Origin of the sequence: Variovorax paradoxus, assembly GCF_030815975.1 — a bacterium.
GTDB lineage: Bacteria > Pseudomonadota > Gammaproteobacteria > Burkholderiales > Burkholderiaceae_C > Variovorax > Variovorax paradoxus_N.
The window spans coordinates 1,356,549-1,370,859 of sequence record NZ_JAUSXL010000002.1 but is presented as its reverse complement, the minus strand read 5'-3'; the positions used below and the strand labels follow the sequence as shown (position 1 = coordinate 1,370,859).

Annotated in this window: 13 protein-coding genes and 1 pseudogene; 4 read left to right on the top strand and 10 right to left on the bottom strand. The window is 67.5% G+C overall.

The window, feature by feature from the left end; all coding sequences use genetic code 11:
• Positions 1–229: 229 nt before the first annotated feature.
• Positions 230–1,234, bottom strand: a complete 1,005-nt coding sequence (locus QFZ47_RS10155; protein WP_307655525.1) for an isopenicillin N synthase family dioxygenase — start codon at positions 1,232–1,234, stop codon at positions 230–232.
• Positions 1,235–1,432: 198 nt separating this feature from the next.
• Here QFZ47_RS10155 and rutR point away from each other — a divergent pair, with 198 nt between their 5' ends.
• Positions 1,433–2,152, top strand: a complete 720-nt coding sequence (rutR, locus tag QFZ47_RS10150) for an HTH-type transcriptional regulator RutR (protein ID WP_307655524.1) — start codon at positions 1,433–1,435, stop codon at positions 2,150–2,152.
• A gap of 164 nt (positions 2,153–2,316) precedes the next feature.
• Here the strand turns inward: rutR and rutF are convergent, their stop codons facing one another.
• The 6 genes from rutF to rutA are packed head-to-tail and all read right to left on the bottom strand — an operon-like array spanning position 2,317 to position 6,630.
• A complete protein-coding gene (rutF, locus tag QFZ47_RS10145) occupies positions 2,317–2,859 on the bottom strand; it encodes an NADH-dependent FMN reductase RutF (protein WP_307655523.1) in 543 nt (180 codons plus the stop codon).
• Positions 2,860–2,883: 24 nt separating this feature from the next.
• Positions 2,884–3,474 (bottom strand): malonic semialdehyde reductase, encoded by a 591-nt coding sequence (locus QFZ47_RS10140; protein ID WP_307658919.1) that lies wholly within the window; start codon positions 3,472–3,474, stop codon positions 2,884–2,886.
• Positions 3,475–3,482: 8 nt separating this feature from the next.
• The gene (gene rutD / locus QFZ47_RS10135) at positions 3,483–4,283 is read right to left on the bottom strand and encodes a pyrimidine utilization protein D (RefSeq protein ID WP_307658918.1); all 801 of its coding nucleotides are present in this window, start codon (positions 4,281–4,283) and stop codon (positions 3,483–3,485) included.
• Positions 4,284–4,288: 5 nt separating this feature from the next.
• Complete coding sequence (gene rutC / locus QFZ47_RS10130; RefSeq protein ID WP_307655522.1) at positions 4,289–4,681, bottom strand: pyrimidine utilization protein C; 393 nt, start codon at positions 4,679–4,681, stop codon at positions 4,289–4,291.
• Between the two features lie 31 nt (positions 4,682–4,712).
• On the bottom strand, positions 4,713–5,504 hold the full coding sequence (rutB, locus tag QFZ47_RS10125; RefSeq protein WP_307655521.1) for a pyrimidine utilization protein B: 792 nt from the start codon (positions 5,502–5,504) through the stop codon (positions 4,713–4,715).
• A gap of 13 nt (positions 5,505–5,517) precedes the next feature.
• Complete coding sequence (gene rutA, locus QFZ47_RS10120) at positions 5,518–6,630, bottom strand: pyrimidine utilization protein A (protein ID WP_307655520.1); 1,113 nt, start codon at positions 6,628–6,630, stop codon at positions 5,518–5,520.
• Between the two features lie 217 nt (positions 6,631–6,847).
• Here rutA and QFZ47_RS10115 point away from each other — a divergent pair, with 217 nt between their 5' ends.
• From QFZ47_RS10115 to QFZ47_RS10105, 3 genes are read left to right on the top strand one after another with little or no spacing between them, the layout of a single operon-like run.
• Complete coding sequence (locus tag QFZ47_RS10115) at positions 6,848–7,300, top strand: YybH family protein (RefSeq protein WP_307655519.1); 453 nt, start codon at positions 6,848–6,850, stop codon at positions 7,298–7,300.
• Between the two features lie 53 nt (positions 7,301–7,353).
• A complete protein-coding gene (locus QFZ47_RS10110; RefSeq protein ID WP_307658917.1) occupies positions 7,354–8,364 on the top strand; it encodes a YheT family hydrolase in 1,011 nt (336 codons plus the stop codon).
• Between the two features lie 5 nt (positions 8,365–8,369).
• Positions 8,370–8,921, top strand: coding sequence for a DUF2946 family protein (locus QFZ47_RS10105; RefSeq protein ID WP_307655518.1), 552 nt, complete (start codon positions 8,370–8,372; stop codon positions 8,919–8,921).
• Positions 8,922–8,995: 74 nt separating this feature from the next.
• Here the strand turns inward: QFZ47_RS10105 and QFZ47_RS10100 are convergent, their stop codons facing one another.
• The 3 genes and pseudogenes from QFZ47_RS10100 to QFZ47_RS10090 all read right to left on the bottom strand — a co-directional run bounded on the left by QFZ47_RS10100 (position 8,996) and on the right by QFZ47_RS10090 (position 14,303).
• Complete coding sequence (locus QFZ47_RS10100) at positions 8,996–9,604, bottom strand: c-type cytochrome (RefSeq protein WP_307655517.1); 609 nt, start codon at positions 9,602–9,604, stop codon at positions 8,996–8,998.
• 115 nt (positions 9,605–9,719) lie between these two features.
• Complete coding sequence (locus QFZ47_RS10095; RefSeq protein ID WP_307655516.1) at positions 9,720–11,144, bottom strand: efflux transporter outer membrane subunit; 1,425 nt, start codon at positions 11,142–11,144, stop codon at positions 9,720–9,722.
• Positions 11,141–14,303 (bottom strand): annotated as a pseudogene (locus QFZ47_RS10090) (efflux RND transporter permease subunit). Before QFZ47_RS10090 ends, QFZ47_RS10095 begins: the two are co-directional and overlap by 4 nt.
• Positions 14,304–14,311 lie beyond the last annotated feature (8 nt).

Sequence of the window (14,311 nt, the reverse complement as noted above, 5' to 3'; positions counted from 1 at the left end):
CTTGATTTCGCTGCGGGGAGCACCCGGTGCCCTGTGCACCTGGGCACGCCGCTGGTGAACCGCTGATCAACGACCGCTCTGTCCAACGCTCCCGTCGATGGGGTGCCTTGCGCAGCGAAATCAAGGGGGAGGCCGCAGGCCGGAGGACATTCGCGGAGCAAGGTACCCCGTCGGCGGGAGCGCGCCCTGAACGACAACCAACGCGACGAACATAGAAACAGGACTTCATCTAGACCGCCACCTTGGTCCCACCAAAGGTCGTCTGCTTCACGAACTTGGAAGTCAGGTGGTCGCCCGACGAAATGGGTGCGTACTTCGGCTGCTCGCCCGGTGCCAGGCAGCTCGGCAGGCACTCGACCATCGCGTCGTAGTTGGGCTGGTGAAAGAACACCAGCGATTGGCGGCGGTTGGTGCTGGCCACCTCGAACGGCGGATTGACCACGCGGTGCAGCGTCGACACCCACTGGTCGTTGGTCCACTGCATCATCAGGTCGGCAATGTTGACCACCAGGCCGCCTTCCACCTGCGGCACGTCGACCCACTGGCCCGCCTTGTTGAACACCTGCAGGCCCTTGTCGTCGGGCAGCACGATGGTGAGGCTGCCGTAGTCGCTGTGCGCGCCCGCGCGCAGCTGGCCCGGCAGCGGCGCTTCGCGCTGCGGCGGATAGCTCAGCACGCGGAACATGCTGATGTGCCGGTCGATCTTGTCGTCGAAGAACGGTTCGGGCAGCGCAAGCCCGAGCGCGAAGATGCGCATCAGCGAGCGCGAGAGATCGCTCATGGCCTCGAAGTAGCTTTCATAGGCTTCGCGGAAGCCCTCGATCGGCGGCCAGCTGTTGGGCTCGAAGTGCGGGCCGGCGGCAGGGCCGCGGTGGTAGTCGTCTTGCGGCACGTTCGAGGGGCCGATGGAAAACGATTCTTTCAGGTCGCCGGGCGCGGCCTCTTCCAGGCTGTAGGAAAGCCCTTCTTCGCCTACGGCGCTGTAGCCGCGCACCGCGTCTTCGCGCGGCCGGTCGACCTTGCGCTTCTCGGCCAGCGGCATATCGAAGAACTGGCGCGAGAGCCGCGACACGCGCGCGATCAGCTCGGCGGGAATGCCGTGGTGGGTGATGACGAGAAAGCCGATGCTGCGGCAGGCCTCGTCGACCTTTGTCGCGACCTCCGCCTTGCCTTCGGCCGTGCCGGCGAAGTAGGGCGCGAGATCGATGATGGGTACGGACAGCAGTGTGGTCATGTGTCGGTCCTCGTGCTTGGCATGCCTTTCGCCATGCAACGTCTGTGCCAGTTGGACCAAATGGACAAAACGCGTTGGCCGCGTCAGCATGGTGCGTGCCGGCGGTGCGCGAAGGCCGCGCTGGCGCAACGCGATGCACAGCGGCCTTACAGTGGTGCGCGTTGAAAGAAGAGTCAGCAATCGATGGAGCGAGGGAAGATGCCGAAGACCAAGGCGCTGGCCGCAGCCAGCAGCACAAAGAAGATTCCGGTGAAGGGCCCGGCGCGCAAGCGCGCGACGCCCGCCGTGCGCAGCGCATCCGCGGTGAGCCGCAGGCTGCGCCAGATCGAGGACAAGCGCAGCGCCATCCTCGGCGCCGCACTGGGCCTGTTCTCGCGCTTCGGCTTGCATGGCACGTCCATCGACCAGGTGGCGGCGCGCGCCGATGTGTCCAAGAGCAACCTGCTCTACTACTTCGCGAACAAGGAGGAGCTGTACGTCAACGTGCTGCGCGACCTGCTCGCGCTGTGGCTCGAACCGCTGCGCGGCTTCAGCGCCGAGCAGGACCCGGCGGAAGCCATTGGCGACTACATCCGCCGCAAGCTCGTGGTCTCGCGCGACCGGCCCGATGCATCGCGCCTGTTCTGCCTTGAAATGATCCAGGGCGCGCCACTGCTGCGCGACGAACTCGACCGCGAGTTGCGCACGCTGGTGGAGCGCAAGTCGGAGGTCATCCGTTCATGGATCGAGGCCGGCAAGCTCGCGCCGGTCGATCCGCACCACCTGATCTTCGCGCTCTGGGCCATCACGCAGCACTATGCGGATTTCGGCGTGCAGGTGCAGGCGCTGACGGGGCATACGCTCGAAGATGCGGCGTTCTTCGAGCAGACGGTGGAGAACGTGCAGCGCATCGTGTTGCAAGGGATCGCGCCGCGTTAGGGAGTTACTCCCTCCGGAAAGGCGAGGCGGTCGGACTTGCTCCCTCTCCCTCCGGGAGAGGGCTGGGGTGAGGGCCAGCGGCATCGGAAGATGCGCTGCAATTGCAAAGGCCGCTGCACCCTCACCCTGACCCTCTCCCGCAAGCGGGAGAGGGGACAAGAAAGTCAGTGCGGCGGCGCCGCGATCTCGTGATATCGCCGATCGAAATAGATCAGGCTTTGCGCCGCCCCGCCAATGGCAATCGCCACCGCCTCGCAGAACAGCACGTCATGCGTGCCCGCACTCGTGGCCCGCACCACACGGCAGTCAAACGACGCCGCGGCATCTTCGAGCACCGGCGAGCCCGTGGCCTTGCGGCTCCAGCGGCCCGCGGCAAAGCGCTCGTCCATCGGCGTCTTGCCGCCGAACAGGCCCGAGAGCGTCTGGTGGCCCGCCGCCAGCACATTCACGCAGAGCACGCCGTTGGCCGTGAACGCGGGGTACACCGAGGCCGAACGGTTCAGGCACACCAGCAGCATCGGCGGCTCGTCGGTCACGCTGCACACGGCCGAGGCCGTGAAGCCGGCGCGGCCCGCGGGGCCGTCGGTGGTGATGATGTTGACCGCCGCGCCCAGCCGCGCCATGGCGTTGCGGTAGTCGGCCTTGGGCAGCGCGGCAGGCGCGCCGCTCGGCGTGACGTGGTCGGAGGCCATTGCGTTCAGCAGCATGAGAAAAAATTTCCGTGAGGGGCTTCAGGCCAGGATGCAGGCTTCGTCGAAGCCCAGCCGCGGCAGCCGGCCGAACACCTTGGCTGGATCGCCATGGCCGAGGTTGATCAGGAAGTTGGCGCTCCAATCGGTGCCCTCGAAAAAAGCACCATCGACTTTCGCCTTGTCGAAGCCCGACATCGGCCCGGCATCGAGCCCCACGGCGCGCGCGGCGATCAGCAGATAGGCCGCCTGCAGGCTGGCGTTGCGAAAGGCGGTTTCGTGCGCGGCCTCGGGGCTGCCGGTGAACCAGCTGCGCGCGTCGGCATGCGGGAACAGCGTGGGCAGCTTGTCGTAGAACCTGCGGTCCCACGCCGCAATCACGGTGAGGGGTGCCGCCATGGTCTTGTCGAGGTTGCCCTTGGAAAGCGCCGGCGCGAGGCGCTGCTTGCCTTCGGGCGTGCGAACGAATACGAAGCGCGCGGGCGAGCAGTTGGCCGAGGTCGGTCCCATGCAGGCAAGCGCGTAGATCTGCCGGATCTGCGCGTCGGTCACGGGTTCGGCGGTCCAGCCGTTGTGGCTGCGCGCTGCGGTAAAAAGAAGTGCCAGTGCGGCGTCGTCGAGGGCAGGTTTCATCATCGTGGTCATGCGAGAACGCCGGGTGCGCTGACCCGGGTGAGAAAGTCGAGCAGGCTGCGGTTGAAGGCGTCGGCCTCGGTCACGCTGTGCGCGTGGCCGCCGTGCGCCATGAAGTGGAGCGTCACGTCGTGCAGGCCATCGGCCAGGCGCTGCGAGCAGGTCCACGGCACCAGGGCGTCGTCCATGGCGGCGGCCACCAGCGAGGGCATGGTGATGTCGCCAAGGCGCGCGTCGACGTCGAAGGCGCGCAGCGCGCCGATGCGTGCGCGCATGTTGGCTTCGCCCGGGAAATGCGCAAACGCATGGTCGACCTCGTCGGCCACGCGCTGCGCATGTTCCGCGCACCAGGCGGCGGGGTACAGGAAGATCGGCTGCGCTTCGACGTACGCACGCGGGCCGCAGGCGCCGAGCAGCGCGAGCCGCGCATCGAAGCAGCGCGCCGAATGCGGATTGGGCTTCGACCACGCATTGACCAGCACCAGGCTTGCCACGCGCGAGGGCTCGTCGAGTGCCAGCTGCAAGCCCACGAGCCCGCCGAGCGCATGGCCCACCAGATGGCAGCGCGGCGTCGAGGTGGCGTCGAGAATCTGAACCACGTCGCGCACCATGTCGGCAATGGCGTAGCTCGCGTCCAGCGCGGCGGGGCTGCGGCCGGTGCCTCGCTGGTCGTACGCAATCACGCGATGGCCCGCCTCGACCAGCGCGCCAAGCTGCGGCTGCCAGAAGGCGGCCGAACCGCCGAGGCCCGACGACAGCAGCACCGCCTCGCCATCGGACGGCCCATGCACTTCGTAGTGCAGCGGCATGCTCATCAGGCCTTGTTGCCGACGTGGGCGATCGAGGCGATCTCGACCAGCGCATCGGGCTTCACCAGGCCGCACTGGATGCAGTAGCGCGCGGGCTTGGTGCCCGGAAAGAACTCGGCATACACCGCATTGACCTTCGCGTAGTCGGCCCAGTCCTTGATCATGATCATGTTGAAGGTCACGTCGTCCATGGTGCCGCCGGCCGTCGCGATCACGTTGCGGATCGTCTCGAGCACGTGGCGCGTCTGCGCGGAGGCGTCGCCCACGTGGACCACGTTGTTGTCCTTGTCGAAGGGCAGCGTGCCCGACACGTAGACGATGCCGTCGGCCATGGTGCCGGGCACGAAGGGCGCGATCGGGGTGGTGGTTCCGGCCGGGATGATGGCTTGCTTGGGCATGGGAGCTCCTTCCTGTGGTTGAACGATGGAATCAGGCGGCGAGCGCAACGCCCGGCGCGGCCTGCCCGGCGGCAGCCGGCGCGAAGGCGCGGACGAAGTCATCGACGGTGGAGACCCAGCCGAAGAAGGTCTCGACGTTGTAGACCGACGCCTTCTGTATGGCCGCACCGCCAAGCTCGTGCGTCGCGTCTTCCAGCATCACGGCGAAGTATTCGAGGTGGAAGGCGTCGCGCAAGGTCGACTCCACGCACACGTTGGTCGCGATGCCGGTGAACACCAGGTGGCGGATGCCGCGCGCGCGCAGCGTGCTGTCGAGCGTGCTGTTGAAGAAGCCGCTGTAGCGCGTCTTGGGCACCACGATGTCGCCGGGCTGCGGCTGCATCTCGGCAATGAGCTCGTAGTCCCAGCCGCCCTTGGCAAGGAACTTGCCCTGCAGCTCGGGCTTCGCGCGCATCGTCTTGAGCGCGTTCGACTTGTGCCAGTTGGGCGAGCCCGGCCCGCCGGCTTCGACATACGTGGCGTCCCAGCCGTTCTGCAGGAACACCACCAGCATGCCGGCCGCGCGCGCCGCCGCGATGGTGCGCGCGATGTTGGCAATGGTGCCCTGCGCACCGGAAATGTCGAAGCCGGCCGAGTCGACATAGCCGCCGATCGATGCATAGGCGTTCTGCATGTCGACCACGATCAGCGCCGAGTCGGTGGCATGCAGCGCGAGCGGTTCGGGCCGCGCGGGCAGCACCCGCGGTGCCGGGGCGCCGGGCAGGCGCGGCGCGCCAACGGGGATGTTCGATGTGAGGGTGGTGTTGCGTGCGGGAGTGCTCACGTGAGGCTCCTGCTCAGGCCGCAAGGCGCTCGGGTTCGGCCTGCGAGGGCACGGGGCTCTGCACATGCGCGCGGCTCTTCATCAGCGGCTGGATGCGTTCGCCGAAGGCCTCCACGCCCTGCACGAAGTCGTCGAAGGTCAGCAGCACGCCTTCGGTGCCCGGCACCTCGGCCATCTCGTCGAGCAGGCGCGCGACGGTGGCGTAGGAGCCGACCAGCGTGCCCATGTTGATGTTGACGGCCGAGGTCGGGTCGGTCATCTGGCGCACGTTGGTGTCGGCGCCCGACCTGGTGTCGGCCGCGCCCTGCTGGCCCAGCCAGGCGATGGCCTCGTGGTCGGCGCCGGCCTTGTAGTGCTCCCACTTGGCGCGCGCGGCTTCGTCGGTTTCGTCGGCAATCACCATCATCAGCACGTAGGTGGTGACGTGGCGGCCGGTTTTGCGCGTGGCCTCGATGAGCTTCTCGGCCGCGGGCGCGAAGGCCTTGGGCGTGTTCACGCCCTTGCCGAAGCAGAAGTTGTAGTCGGCGTACTTTGCGGAGAAGTCCATGCCCGCATCGCTCTGGCCCGCGCAGATCACCTTCATGTCGGCCTGCGGGCGCGGGCTCAGGCGGCAGTCGTCCATCTGGAAATGCGCGCCCTTGAAGTCCGACTGGCCGGTGCCCCAGAGGTCGCGCAGCACCTGGATGTATTCGGAGAGGTACTGGTAGCGCGTGCCGAAGAACTCGTCGCCGGGCCACATGCCCATCTGCGAATACTCGGGCCGCTGCCAGCCGGTGACGAGGTTGAGGCCGAAGCGGCCGTTGGAGATGGAGTCGATGGTCGACGCCATGCGCGCGACGACGGCCGGCGGCATCACCAGCGAGGCGGCGGTGGCAAAGAGCTTGATCTTCGTGGTCACGGCCGCGAGCCCGGCCATCAGCGTGAACGACTCGAGGTTGTGGTCCCAGAACTCGGTCTTGCCGCCAAAGCCGCGCAGCTTGATCATCGACAGCACAAAGTCCACGCCGTAGCGCTCGGCCTTCAGCGTGATCTCCTTGTTGAGCTCGAAACTGGGCTTGTACTGCGGCGCGTTCTCGGAGAGCAGCCAGCCGTTGTTGCCGATGGGAATGAAGATGCCAACGTTCATGCAGAAGCTCCTGTTGCGGGTTCGCAAAGCCCTATGCATGGCCCGTGCCAATTCAGGAAGTCATTTGAAATCAACGACTTGACTGTTTTCAAATGTTTTGTTTTGACCATTTGGTCCAAAGTGGAGCAAGCGAACCGTCCGCCTTGCGGCAGCACGGTGCGCCCAAGGCCAAAGCGGTGCAGCCCCCGCGCCGCCGATCGCGCGGCAAAATCACCCCATGCCCAAGACCCCACTCCGCGCCGCCGCGGCCATCGGCGGCACTGCCGACGACATCGAAGCAGCCTTCTACGAAGCGCTGCAGCGCGGCGACATCGATGCCCTGATGGCATGCTGGGCCGACGAGGACGAGGTTTTCTGCGTGCATCCCGGCGGCCCCCGGCTGGTGGGCGCCACCGCGATCCGCGCGGCTTTCGAGCAGATGTTCGGCAACGGCGCCATCCATGCGACGCCGGCGCGGGTGCGCAAGATCGAGTCGCTGGCGAGCGCCGTGCACAACGTGCTGGAGCGCATCGAGGTGCTCACGGCCGAAGGGCCCAAGCATGCCTTCGTGCTGGCCACCAACGTCTATCACAAGACCGTCGAAGGCTGGCGCCTGGTGGCGCACCATGCCAGCCCCGGCAGCGCGCGCGAGCCCAGCGAGTCGAGCGATCTGCCCCAGACCCTGCACTGAAGAGCGATGCGATGCCGCCCGACGCTTCATCTTCATCCACCTTGCATGCGGCCATGGGCTACATGGCGCCGCGCTGGCTGCCCGGCGGCAACCTGCAGACCATCTGGCCGGCGCTCTATGCGCGCCGCTTCGACGGTGCGGCGCCCGCGTACCGCCGCGAGCGCTGGACCGCGCCCGACGGCGACTTCATCGACGTCGATTTCGTCGATGCCGCCGTGCCCGGTCCGCAGCCGCTGCTGGTGATGTTCCACGGGCTGGAGGGCTCCTCCCGCAGCCACTATGCGGAGGCGTTCGCGGCCTTTGCAGCTCGACAGGGCATGGCCTTTGCCGTGCCGCATTTCCGGGGCTGCAGCGGCGAGATGAACCTGGCGCCGCGCGCCTACCACTCGGGCGACTACGAGGAGATCGGCTGGATCCTGCAGCGCATGCACGACCAGCACGCGCGCAATGGCGGCGGCCCGGTGCTGGCCGTGGGCGTCTCGCTCGGCGGCAATGCACTGCTGCGCTGGGCCTGCGAGGCCGGCGAGACGGCCCGCGACTCGGTCAATGCGGTGGCTTCGGTGTCTGCGCCGCTCGACCTGGCGGCCGGCGGCGCGGCCATTGGCCGCGGCTTCAACCGGCTGGTCTACACCCGCATGTTCCTGGCGACCATGAAGCCCAAGGCGCTGGCCAAGCTGGCGCAGTTTCCGGGCCTGTTCGACCGCGAGCGGCTGCTTGCCGCGCAGGATCTCTATGCCTTCGACGACGTGTTCACCGCGCCGCTGCACGGCTTTCGCAATACCGACGACTACTGGGCCCGCGGCTCGTCCAAGCCGCACCTGGGCGCGATCCGCGTGCCCGCGCTGGTGGTGAATGCGCTCAATGACCCGTTCATTCCGGCATGGAGCCTGCCCGGCCCCGGCGAGGTCGGCCCGCACGTCACGCTGTGGCAGCCCGCGCATGGCGGGCACGTGGGCTTTCCGCTCGGGCTGCCGCCCGGGCATGTGCGCGACATGCCCGAGCGCGTGGGCGGCTGGCTGGCCGGGTTTGCGCCCCCCATTCCGCCGCCAGCGCGAGCAAAATAGCTTTCATGGACGACATCGTCAAACAGGCCCTCGCCAAGTGGCCCAACGTGCCGCACTGCTACGGCTGGCTGGGCCTGGACGCGCGCGGCAACTGGTACATGCGCGACGACCGCACCCAGGCCGAGGGCCCGTTCCGCTTGGCCAAGGGCTCGATGCTGCGGCACGAGAAACTCATCGATTTCATCCAGCGCAACTACGACCACGACGATGAAGGCCAGTGGTTCTTCCAGAACGGCCCCCAGCGCGTGTATGTCGAACTGGAGGCTGCGCCTTTCGTCTGGCGCATTGCCGACGACAAGAGCTTTGCCGTCACGGCCCACACGGGGCAGGCGGTCGACAGCATATCGGCCTGCCTGCTCGACGAGCAGGGCCGCCTCTTCCTTGCCGCGCCCATCGGGCTCGGGCTGGTCCACACGCAGGACGTGGGCCTTGCCGCCGAAGCCGTGGAGCAGGGGCTCTGGACGCCCGACCCGGTACGCGCGGACGATCTGCCGCAGCGCTTCGGCCATGTGCTGAGCCCCTCGGCGCAAAGGCTCGTCTTGCTGTCCAAAGAGTAGCTGCAGCTTGCAGCGCCCATGAAAAAGCCGGCTTGAAGCCGGCTTTCTCTTTGGGGCGTGGCCCGCTTGTTTATTTATTTGCTTGCAGCCGCTGCGGGCGCCGAGGCAGCGCCGTCGGCGGGAGCCGCTGCCGCGGCGGGACGCTCGGGCACCGGGAACTTGGCGCCGCCGGCATTGGCCATGTAGACCACGGCACGGCCGATTTCGAGGTCTTCGAAGTCGCCGCCGCCCTGGGCCGGCATGGCGCCCTTGCCATGCAGCGCATGGTCGAGCAGCGTTTCGTAGCCCTGGCCGATGCGCGGGCCCCAGGCCGCGGCGTCGTTCAGGTGCGGGGCGCCGGGAATGCCGGGCGTGCCGTGGCAGGCCACGCACTGCGCCTTGAAAACGGCCTCGCCGGCTGCGAGCGGGCGGTTGGCATCGCGGATCTCGATGGTGCCGACCTTCTTGAGCCGTTCGGCCACTTCGCGGTCGCGCGCATCCTGCGACACGCCGTAGAGCGCCATGTTGTCGCCCTCGGCCGTGCCCGCGGGCTTGTTGCCCGAAACCACATAGGCCACAAGGCCCACGATGATCAGGATGGGTACAACGAAGGAGAAAAATACCGCCAGCAGCAGTTGCTTCGGGTTCTTGATCGGGCCGATGTGGGCGTCTTCTGTGGCCTGGTAGTGCGGGTCTGCGCTCATTGGCGTCCTCAATAACGGGGGCTCGTCGGGGGGCTTTTTCTAATCAACCGGCGATTATAGAGAGGCCCTTCGCCCAAAGGACGCAAGGCCGCTCACCGTCCGTCGCGCGAAAGCCTCAGCCCTTGCTGCCTGGCGTGGCCCAGCCGCCGCCCAATGTCTTGTACAGCGTGACCTGGTTCTGCAGCTGCAGCAGCCGCGTGGTGACCGCCGATTGCTGCGCCGTGTACAGCGAGCGCTGCGCGTCGAGCAGGTCGAGCGCGCTGGCAATCCCGTTGCGGTAGCGCATGTCCGAGAGCCTGAAGCGCACCGCTTCCGCATCGGCCTGCGCGCGCTGCGCACGCACCTGCTCGCCCAGCGTGGCGCGGCCCGCCAGGGCGTCGGCCACTTCGCGGAACGCGGTCTGGATCGACTTCTCGTACTGCGCCACGGCAATCTCGCGCCCCGCCTTGGCCGAGTCGAGCGTGGCCCTGTTGCGGCCCGCGTCGAAGATCGGCAGCGTGACCGACGGTGCGAACGACCAGGCCTTGGAGCCGCGGTCGAACAGGCCCGAGAACTCGCTGCTCGCGGTGCCCAGCGAGGTGGTCAGCGACACGCGCGGGAAGAAGTTCGCGCGCGCCGCGCCGATGTTGGCGTTGGCCGCAATCAGCTGCTGCTCGGCGGCGCGGATGTCGGGCCGTTCGGCCAGCAGGTCGGAGGGCAGGCCCGCCGGCACGTCGGGCATCGGCTTGACGCTGTCCAGCCCCTTGATGCCGCCCGCGGTGGCATCGGCCGGAACCGGCGCACCCAGCAGCAGGGCCAGCGCGTTCTCGTCCTGCATGCGCGTGCGCTGCTGCTGCGCATACGAGGCGCGCGCGGTTTCGGCCAGCGAGTTCGCGGCCTGGAAGTCGAGCTCCGACGACACGCCGTTGTCGAAGCGCATCTTGGTCAGGCGCACCGATTCCTCGCGCGTGACCAGCGTCTGGCGCGTGAGTTCGAGCAGCTCGTCGTCGGCAATCAGCGTGAGCCAGCCGGAGGCGACCGCGGCGATCAGGCTCACCTGCGCGGCCTTGCGCGATTCCTCGGTGGCCAGGTATTGCGCCAGCGCCTGGTCTTTCAGCGCGCGGACGCGGCCGAAGAAGTCGATCTCCCAGGCGGTGACGCCCAGGTTGACGCTGTACTGCGACGACACGCTGCCCGCGCTGCTGTCGAAGGCTTGGTAGGGGTTGGGGCTCGAGCGCGATCCGCTGCCCGTGAGGCCCACTGCCGGGAACAGCGCCGCGCGCTCGATCTGGAACTGCGCGCGCGCCTGCTCGATGTTGAGCACCGACACGCGCAGGTCGCGGTTGTTCTCCAGCGCGGTGCGGATCAACCCGTTCAGCCGCGAATCGGCGAAGAAGTCTTCCCACGGCACCGCCGCCGCGGCCTGGCCGGCCGGCTGCGCCGGGTCGCCCGGAAAGGTGGTCGGCACCGGCGCCGCCGGGCGCTCGTAGGTCGGAATCAGCGAGCAGCCGGCCAGCAGCATTGCCGCGGCCAGGGCTGTGGGAATCAGTTTCTTGGTCATGTTGCTTTTTCTTCCGTGATGCCGGCTGCTTCCGCATGCCGCTTGTCGGCCTCATGCTGGCGCGCACTGCCTTTGAACAGGCTGCGCACCACCACGAAGAACACCGGCACGAAGATCACGGCCAGCGCCGTGCCCGTCACCATGCCGCCGAGCACGCCCGTGCCAATGGCGCGCTGGCTGGCCGAGCCGGCCCCCGAGGCGAGCACCAGCGGCACCACGCCCAGGCCAAAGGCCAGCGAGGTCATGATGATCGGGCGGAACCGCAGGTGGGCCGCGGCCAGCGCCGATTCGACGATGCCCTTGCCCTGCGCCTGCAGGTCTTTCGCAAACTCGATGATCAGAATCGCGTTCTTCGCCGACAGGCCGATGATGGTGATCAGCCCCACCTGGAAGTACACGTCGTTCGAGTAGGCGCGCAGCATGGTCGCCAGCAGCACGCCCAGCACGCCCAGCGGCACCACCAGAATCACCGACAGCGGGATCGACCAGCTCTCGTACAGCGCGGCCAGGCACAGGAACACCGCCAGGATCGCAAAGCCGTACAGGATGATGGCCTGCGAACCCGCGAGCTTTTCTTCGCGCGACTGGCCCGTCCATTCGAAGCCGAAGCCCTGCGGCAGCTGGCTCGCGAGCTTTTCCATCTCGGCCATGGCGGCGCCCGTGCTGAAGCCCGCGGCGGCGTCGCCGCTGATGCGGATCGCCGGGTAGCCGTTGTAGCGCACCGTCTGCGTGGCACCCTTGACCCACTTGGTGGTCGCAAAGGCCGACAGCGGCACCGGCTGGCCCTTCGTGTTGCTCGCGTTCAGCCGCAGCAGGTCGTCGGGCTGCATGCGTGCCGGCGCATCGGCCTGCACCACCACGCGCTGCAGGCGGCCGCGGTTCGGAAAGTCGTTGATGTAGCTTGAACCCAGGCCCGTCGACAGCGTGGCGTTGATCGCATCGAAGGTCACGCCCAGGGCGTTGGCCTTGTCGCGGTCGATGTCGATCTGCAGCTGCGGCGCGTCTTCCAGGCCGTCGGGGCGCACCTGCGACAGGACCTTGCTCTGCCCGGCCATGCCCAGCAGCTGGTTGCGCGCGTTGATCAGCGCCTCGTGCCCCGCGCCCGCGCGGTCCTGCAGCCGGAAGCTGAAGCCGCTGGCATTGCCCAGTTCAGGAATGGGCGGCGGGCTCAGCGGATAGATGAACGCGTCGCGAATGCCCGAGAGCGCACCGAAGGCGCGGCCCGCAAGGGCACTGGCCGAGTGGGCCGGGTCCTTGCGTTCTTCCCAGTCCTTTAGCGTCACGAAGGCAAGGCCCGCGTTCTGCCCCTGGCCCGAGAAGCTGAAGCCCATCACGCCCACCATGCTCTGCACTTCGGGCTGCTTCAGGATGAAGCCCTCGACCTGCTGCATCACCGACAGCGCACGCTCCTGCGTCGCGCCCGGAGGCAGCTGCACGTTCACGATGATGTTGCCCTGGTCTTCCGCCGGCAGGAACGAGCTCGGCAGCCGCAGGTAGGTGAACACCACCGCGCCGATGATCGCCACGTAGATGATCAGGTAGCGCGCGGCGCGGCGCAGGATGCGCGCGACCACGCTTTCATAGCCCTTGGCCGTGCGCGTGAAGCCGCGGTTGAACCAGCCGAAGAAGCCGGTCTTCTCGTGGTGGTGGCCGGCTTCCACCGGCTTGAGCAGCGTGGCGCACAGCGCCGGCGTGAGCGACAGTGCCATGAAGGCCGAGAACGCGATCGAGGTCACCATCACCGCCGAGAACTGGCGGTAGATGTTGCCGGTCGACCCCGCGAAGAACGCCAGCGGCACGAACACCGAGATCAGCACCACCGTCACGCCGATGATGGCGCCCGAGATCTGCTTCATGGCCTTGCGCGTGGCTTCGAGCGGCGACAGCCCCTCCTCGCTCATGATGCGCTCCACGTTCTCCACCACCACAATGGCGTCGTCCACCACGATGCCGATCACCAGCACCATGCCGAACATGGTCAGCACGTTGATCGAGAAGCCCATCGCAAGCAGCATGGCAAAGGTGCCCAGCAGCGCAATGGGCACCACGATGGTCGGGATGATCGTGTAGCGCCAGTTCTGCAGGAACAGGAACATCACGATGAACACCAGCGCAATGGCTTCGAGCAGCGTCTTGACCACTTCGGTGATGGAGATCTGCACGAAGCGCGAGCTGTCGTACGGAATGTCCCACTTCACGCCCTGCGGGAAGAAAGCGCTGGAGTTCCGCCATCTTGGCGCGGATCGCCTTGGCCGACTGCAGCGCGTTGCCGTTGGGCGTGGGCTGCACGCCAATGCCCACTGCCGGCACGCCGTTCAGGCGCGCCGAGGTGGCATACGACTGGCCGCCGAGTTCCACCCGCGCCACGTCCTTCAGCCGCACGGTCGAGCCGTCGGTGTTGGCGCGCAGCACGATGTCCTTGAACTGGTCGACGTTGGCGAGCTGGCCGTTCACCACCACCGTGGCCGCAATGGCCTGGCCGGGGATGTTGGGCAGGTCGCCGATGGTGCCCGAGGACACCTGGGCGTTCTGCGCGCGGATCGCGTTGTTCACGTCCGTGGCCGACAGGTTGAAGCCCTGCAGCTTGTTCGGATCAATCCAGATGCGCATCGCGTTTTCAGAGCCGAACAGCTGGGCCTGGCCCACGCCGACAACGCGCTGCAGTTCCGGCACCACGTTGCGGGCGGCATAGTCGCCGAGCGCCACCGGGTCGAACTGCGGATTGTCCGAAGACAGCATCACGAACATCAGGAAGTTGTTGCGCGACTTGTCCACGCGCACACCCTGCTGCGTCACGGCCGCCGGCAGGCGCGGCGTGGCGCGGGAGAGCCGGTTCTGCACGTCCACCTGCGCGAGGTCGGGGTTGGTGCCGGCCTCGAAGCTGATGGTGATGGTGCCGGTGCCGTCGGCCTGGGCCACCGATTCCATGTAGATCAGGCCGGGCGAGCCGTTCATCTCGCGCTCGATCACGGACAGCACGCTGTCCTCCAGCGTCTGGGCCGAGGCGCCGGGGTAGGCGGTATTGATCACGATGGCCGGCGGTGCCACCGGCGGGTACTGCGAGATCGGCAGCTGGGTGATGGCGACACCGCCCCCCACCAGGATGAACAGCGCAATCACCCAGGCGAAGATCGGTCGGTCGATAAAGAATTTGGCCATGCGGGCGC

Excerpts from the sequence above, each read along its gene's own strand:
- QFZ47_RS10095 (WP_307655516.1), bottom strand. The coding sequence starts at position 11,144 with ATGACCAAGAAACTGATTCCCACAGCCCTGGCCGCGGCAATGCTGCTG.
- rutA (WP_307655520.1), bottom strand. The coding sequence starts at position 6,630 with ATGAACGTTGGCATCTTCATTCCCATCGGCAACAACGGCTGGCTGCTC.
- QFZ47_RS10140 (WP_307658919.1), bottom strand. The coding sequence starts at position 3,474 with ATGAAACCTGCCCTCGACGACGCCGCACTGGCACTTCTTTTTACCGCA.
- QFZ47_RS10105 (WP_307655518.1), top strand. The coding sequence starts at position 8,370 with ATGGACGACATCGTCAAACAGGCCCTCGCCAAGTGGCCCAACGTGCCG.
- QFZ47_RS10155 (WP_307655525.1), bottom strand. The coding sequence starts at position 1,234 with ATGACCACACTGCTGTCCGTACCCATCATCGATCTCGCGCCCTACTTC.
- rutC (WP_307655522.1), bottom strand. The coding sequence starts at position 4,681 with ATGCCCAAGCAAGCCATCATCCCGGCCGGAACCACCACCCCGATCGCG.
- QFZ47_RS10115 (WP_307655519.1), top strand. The coding sequence starts at position 6,848 with ATGCCCAAGACCCCACTCCGCGCCGCCGCGGCCATCGGCGGCACTGCC.
- rutR (WP_307655524.1), top strand. The coding sequence starts at position 1,433 with ATGCCGAAGACCAAGGCGCTGGCCGCAGCCAGCAGCACAAAGAAGATT.
- QFZ47_RS10110 (WP_307658917.1), top strand. The coding sequence starts at position 7,354 with ATGGGCTACATGGCGCCGCGCTGGCTGCCCGGCGGCAACCTGCAGACC.
- rutF (WP_307655523.1), bottom strand. The coding sequence starts at position 2,859 with ATGCTGCTGAACGCAATGGCCTCCGACCACGTCACGCCGAGCGGCGCG.
- rutD (WP_307658918.1), bottom strand. The coding sequence starts at position 4,283 with ATGCCGCTGCACTACGAAGTGCATGGGCCGTCCGATGGCGAGGCGGTG.
- QFZ47_RS10100 (WP_307655517.1), bottom strand. The coding sequence starts at position 9,604 with ATGAGCGCAGACCCGCACTACCAGGCCACAGAAGACGCCCACATCGGC.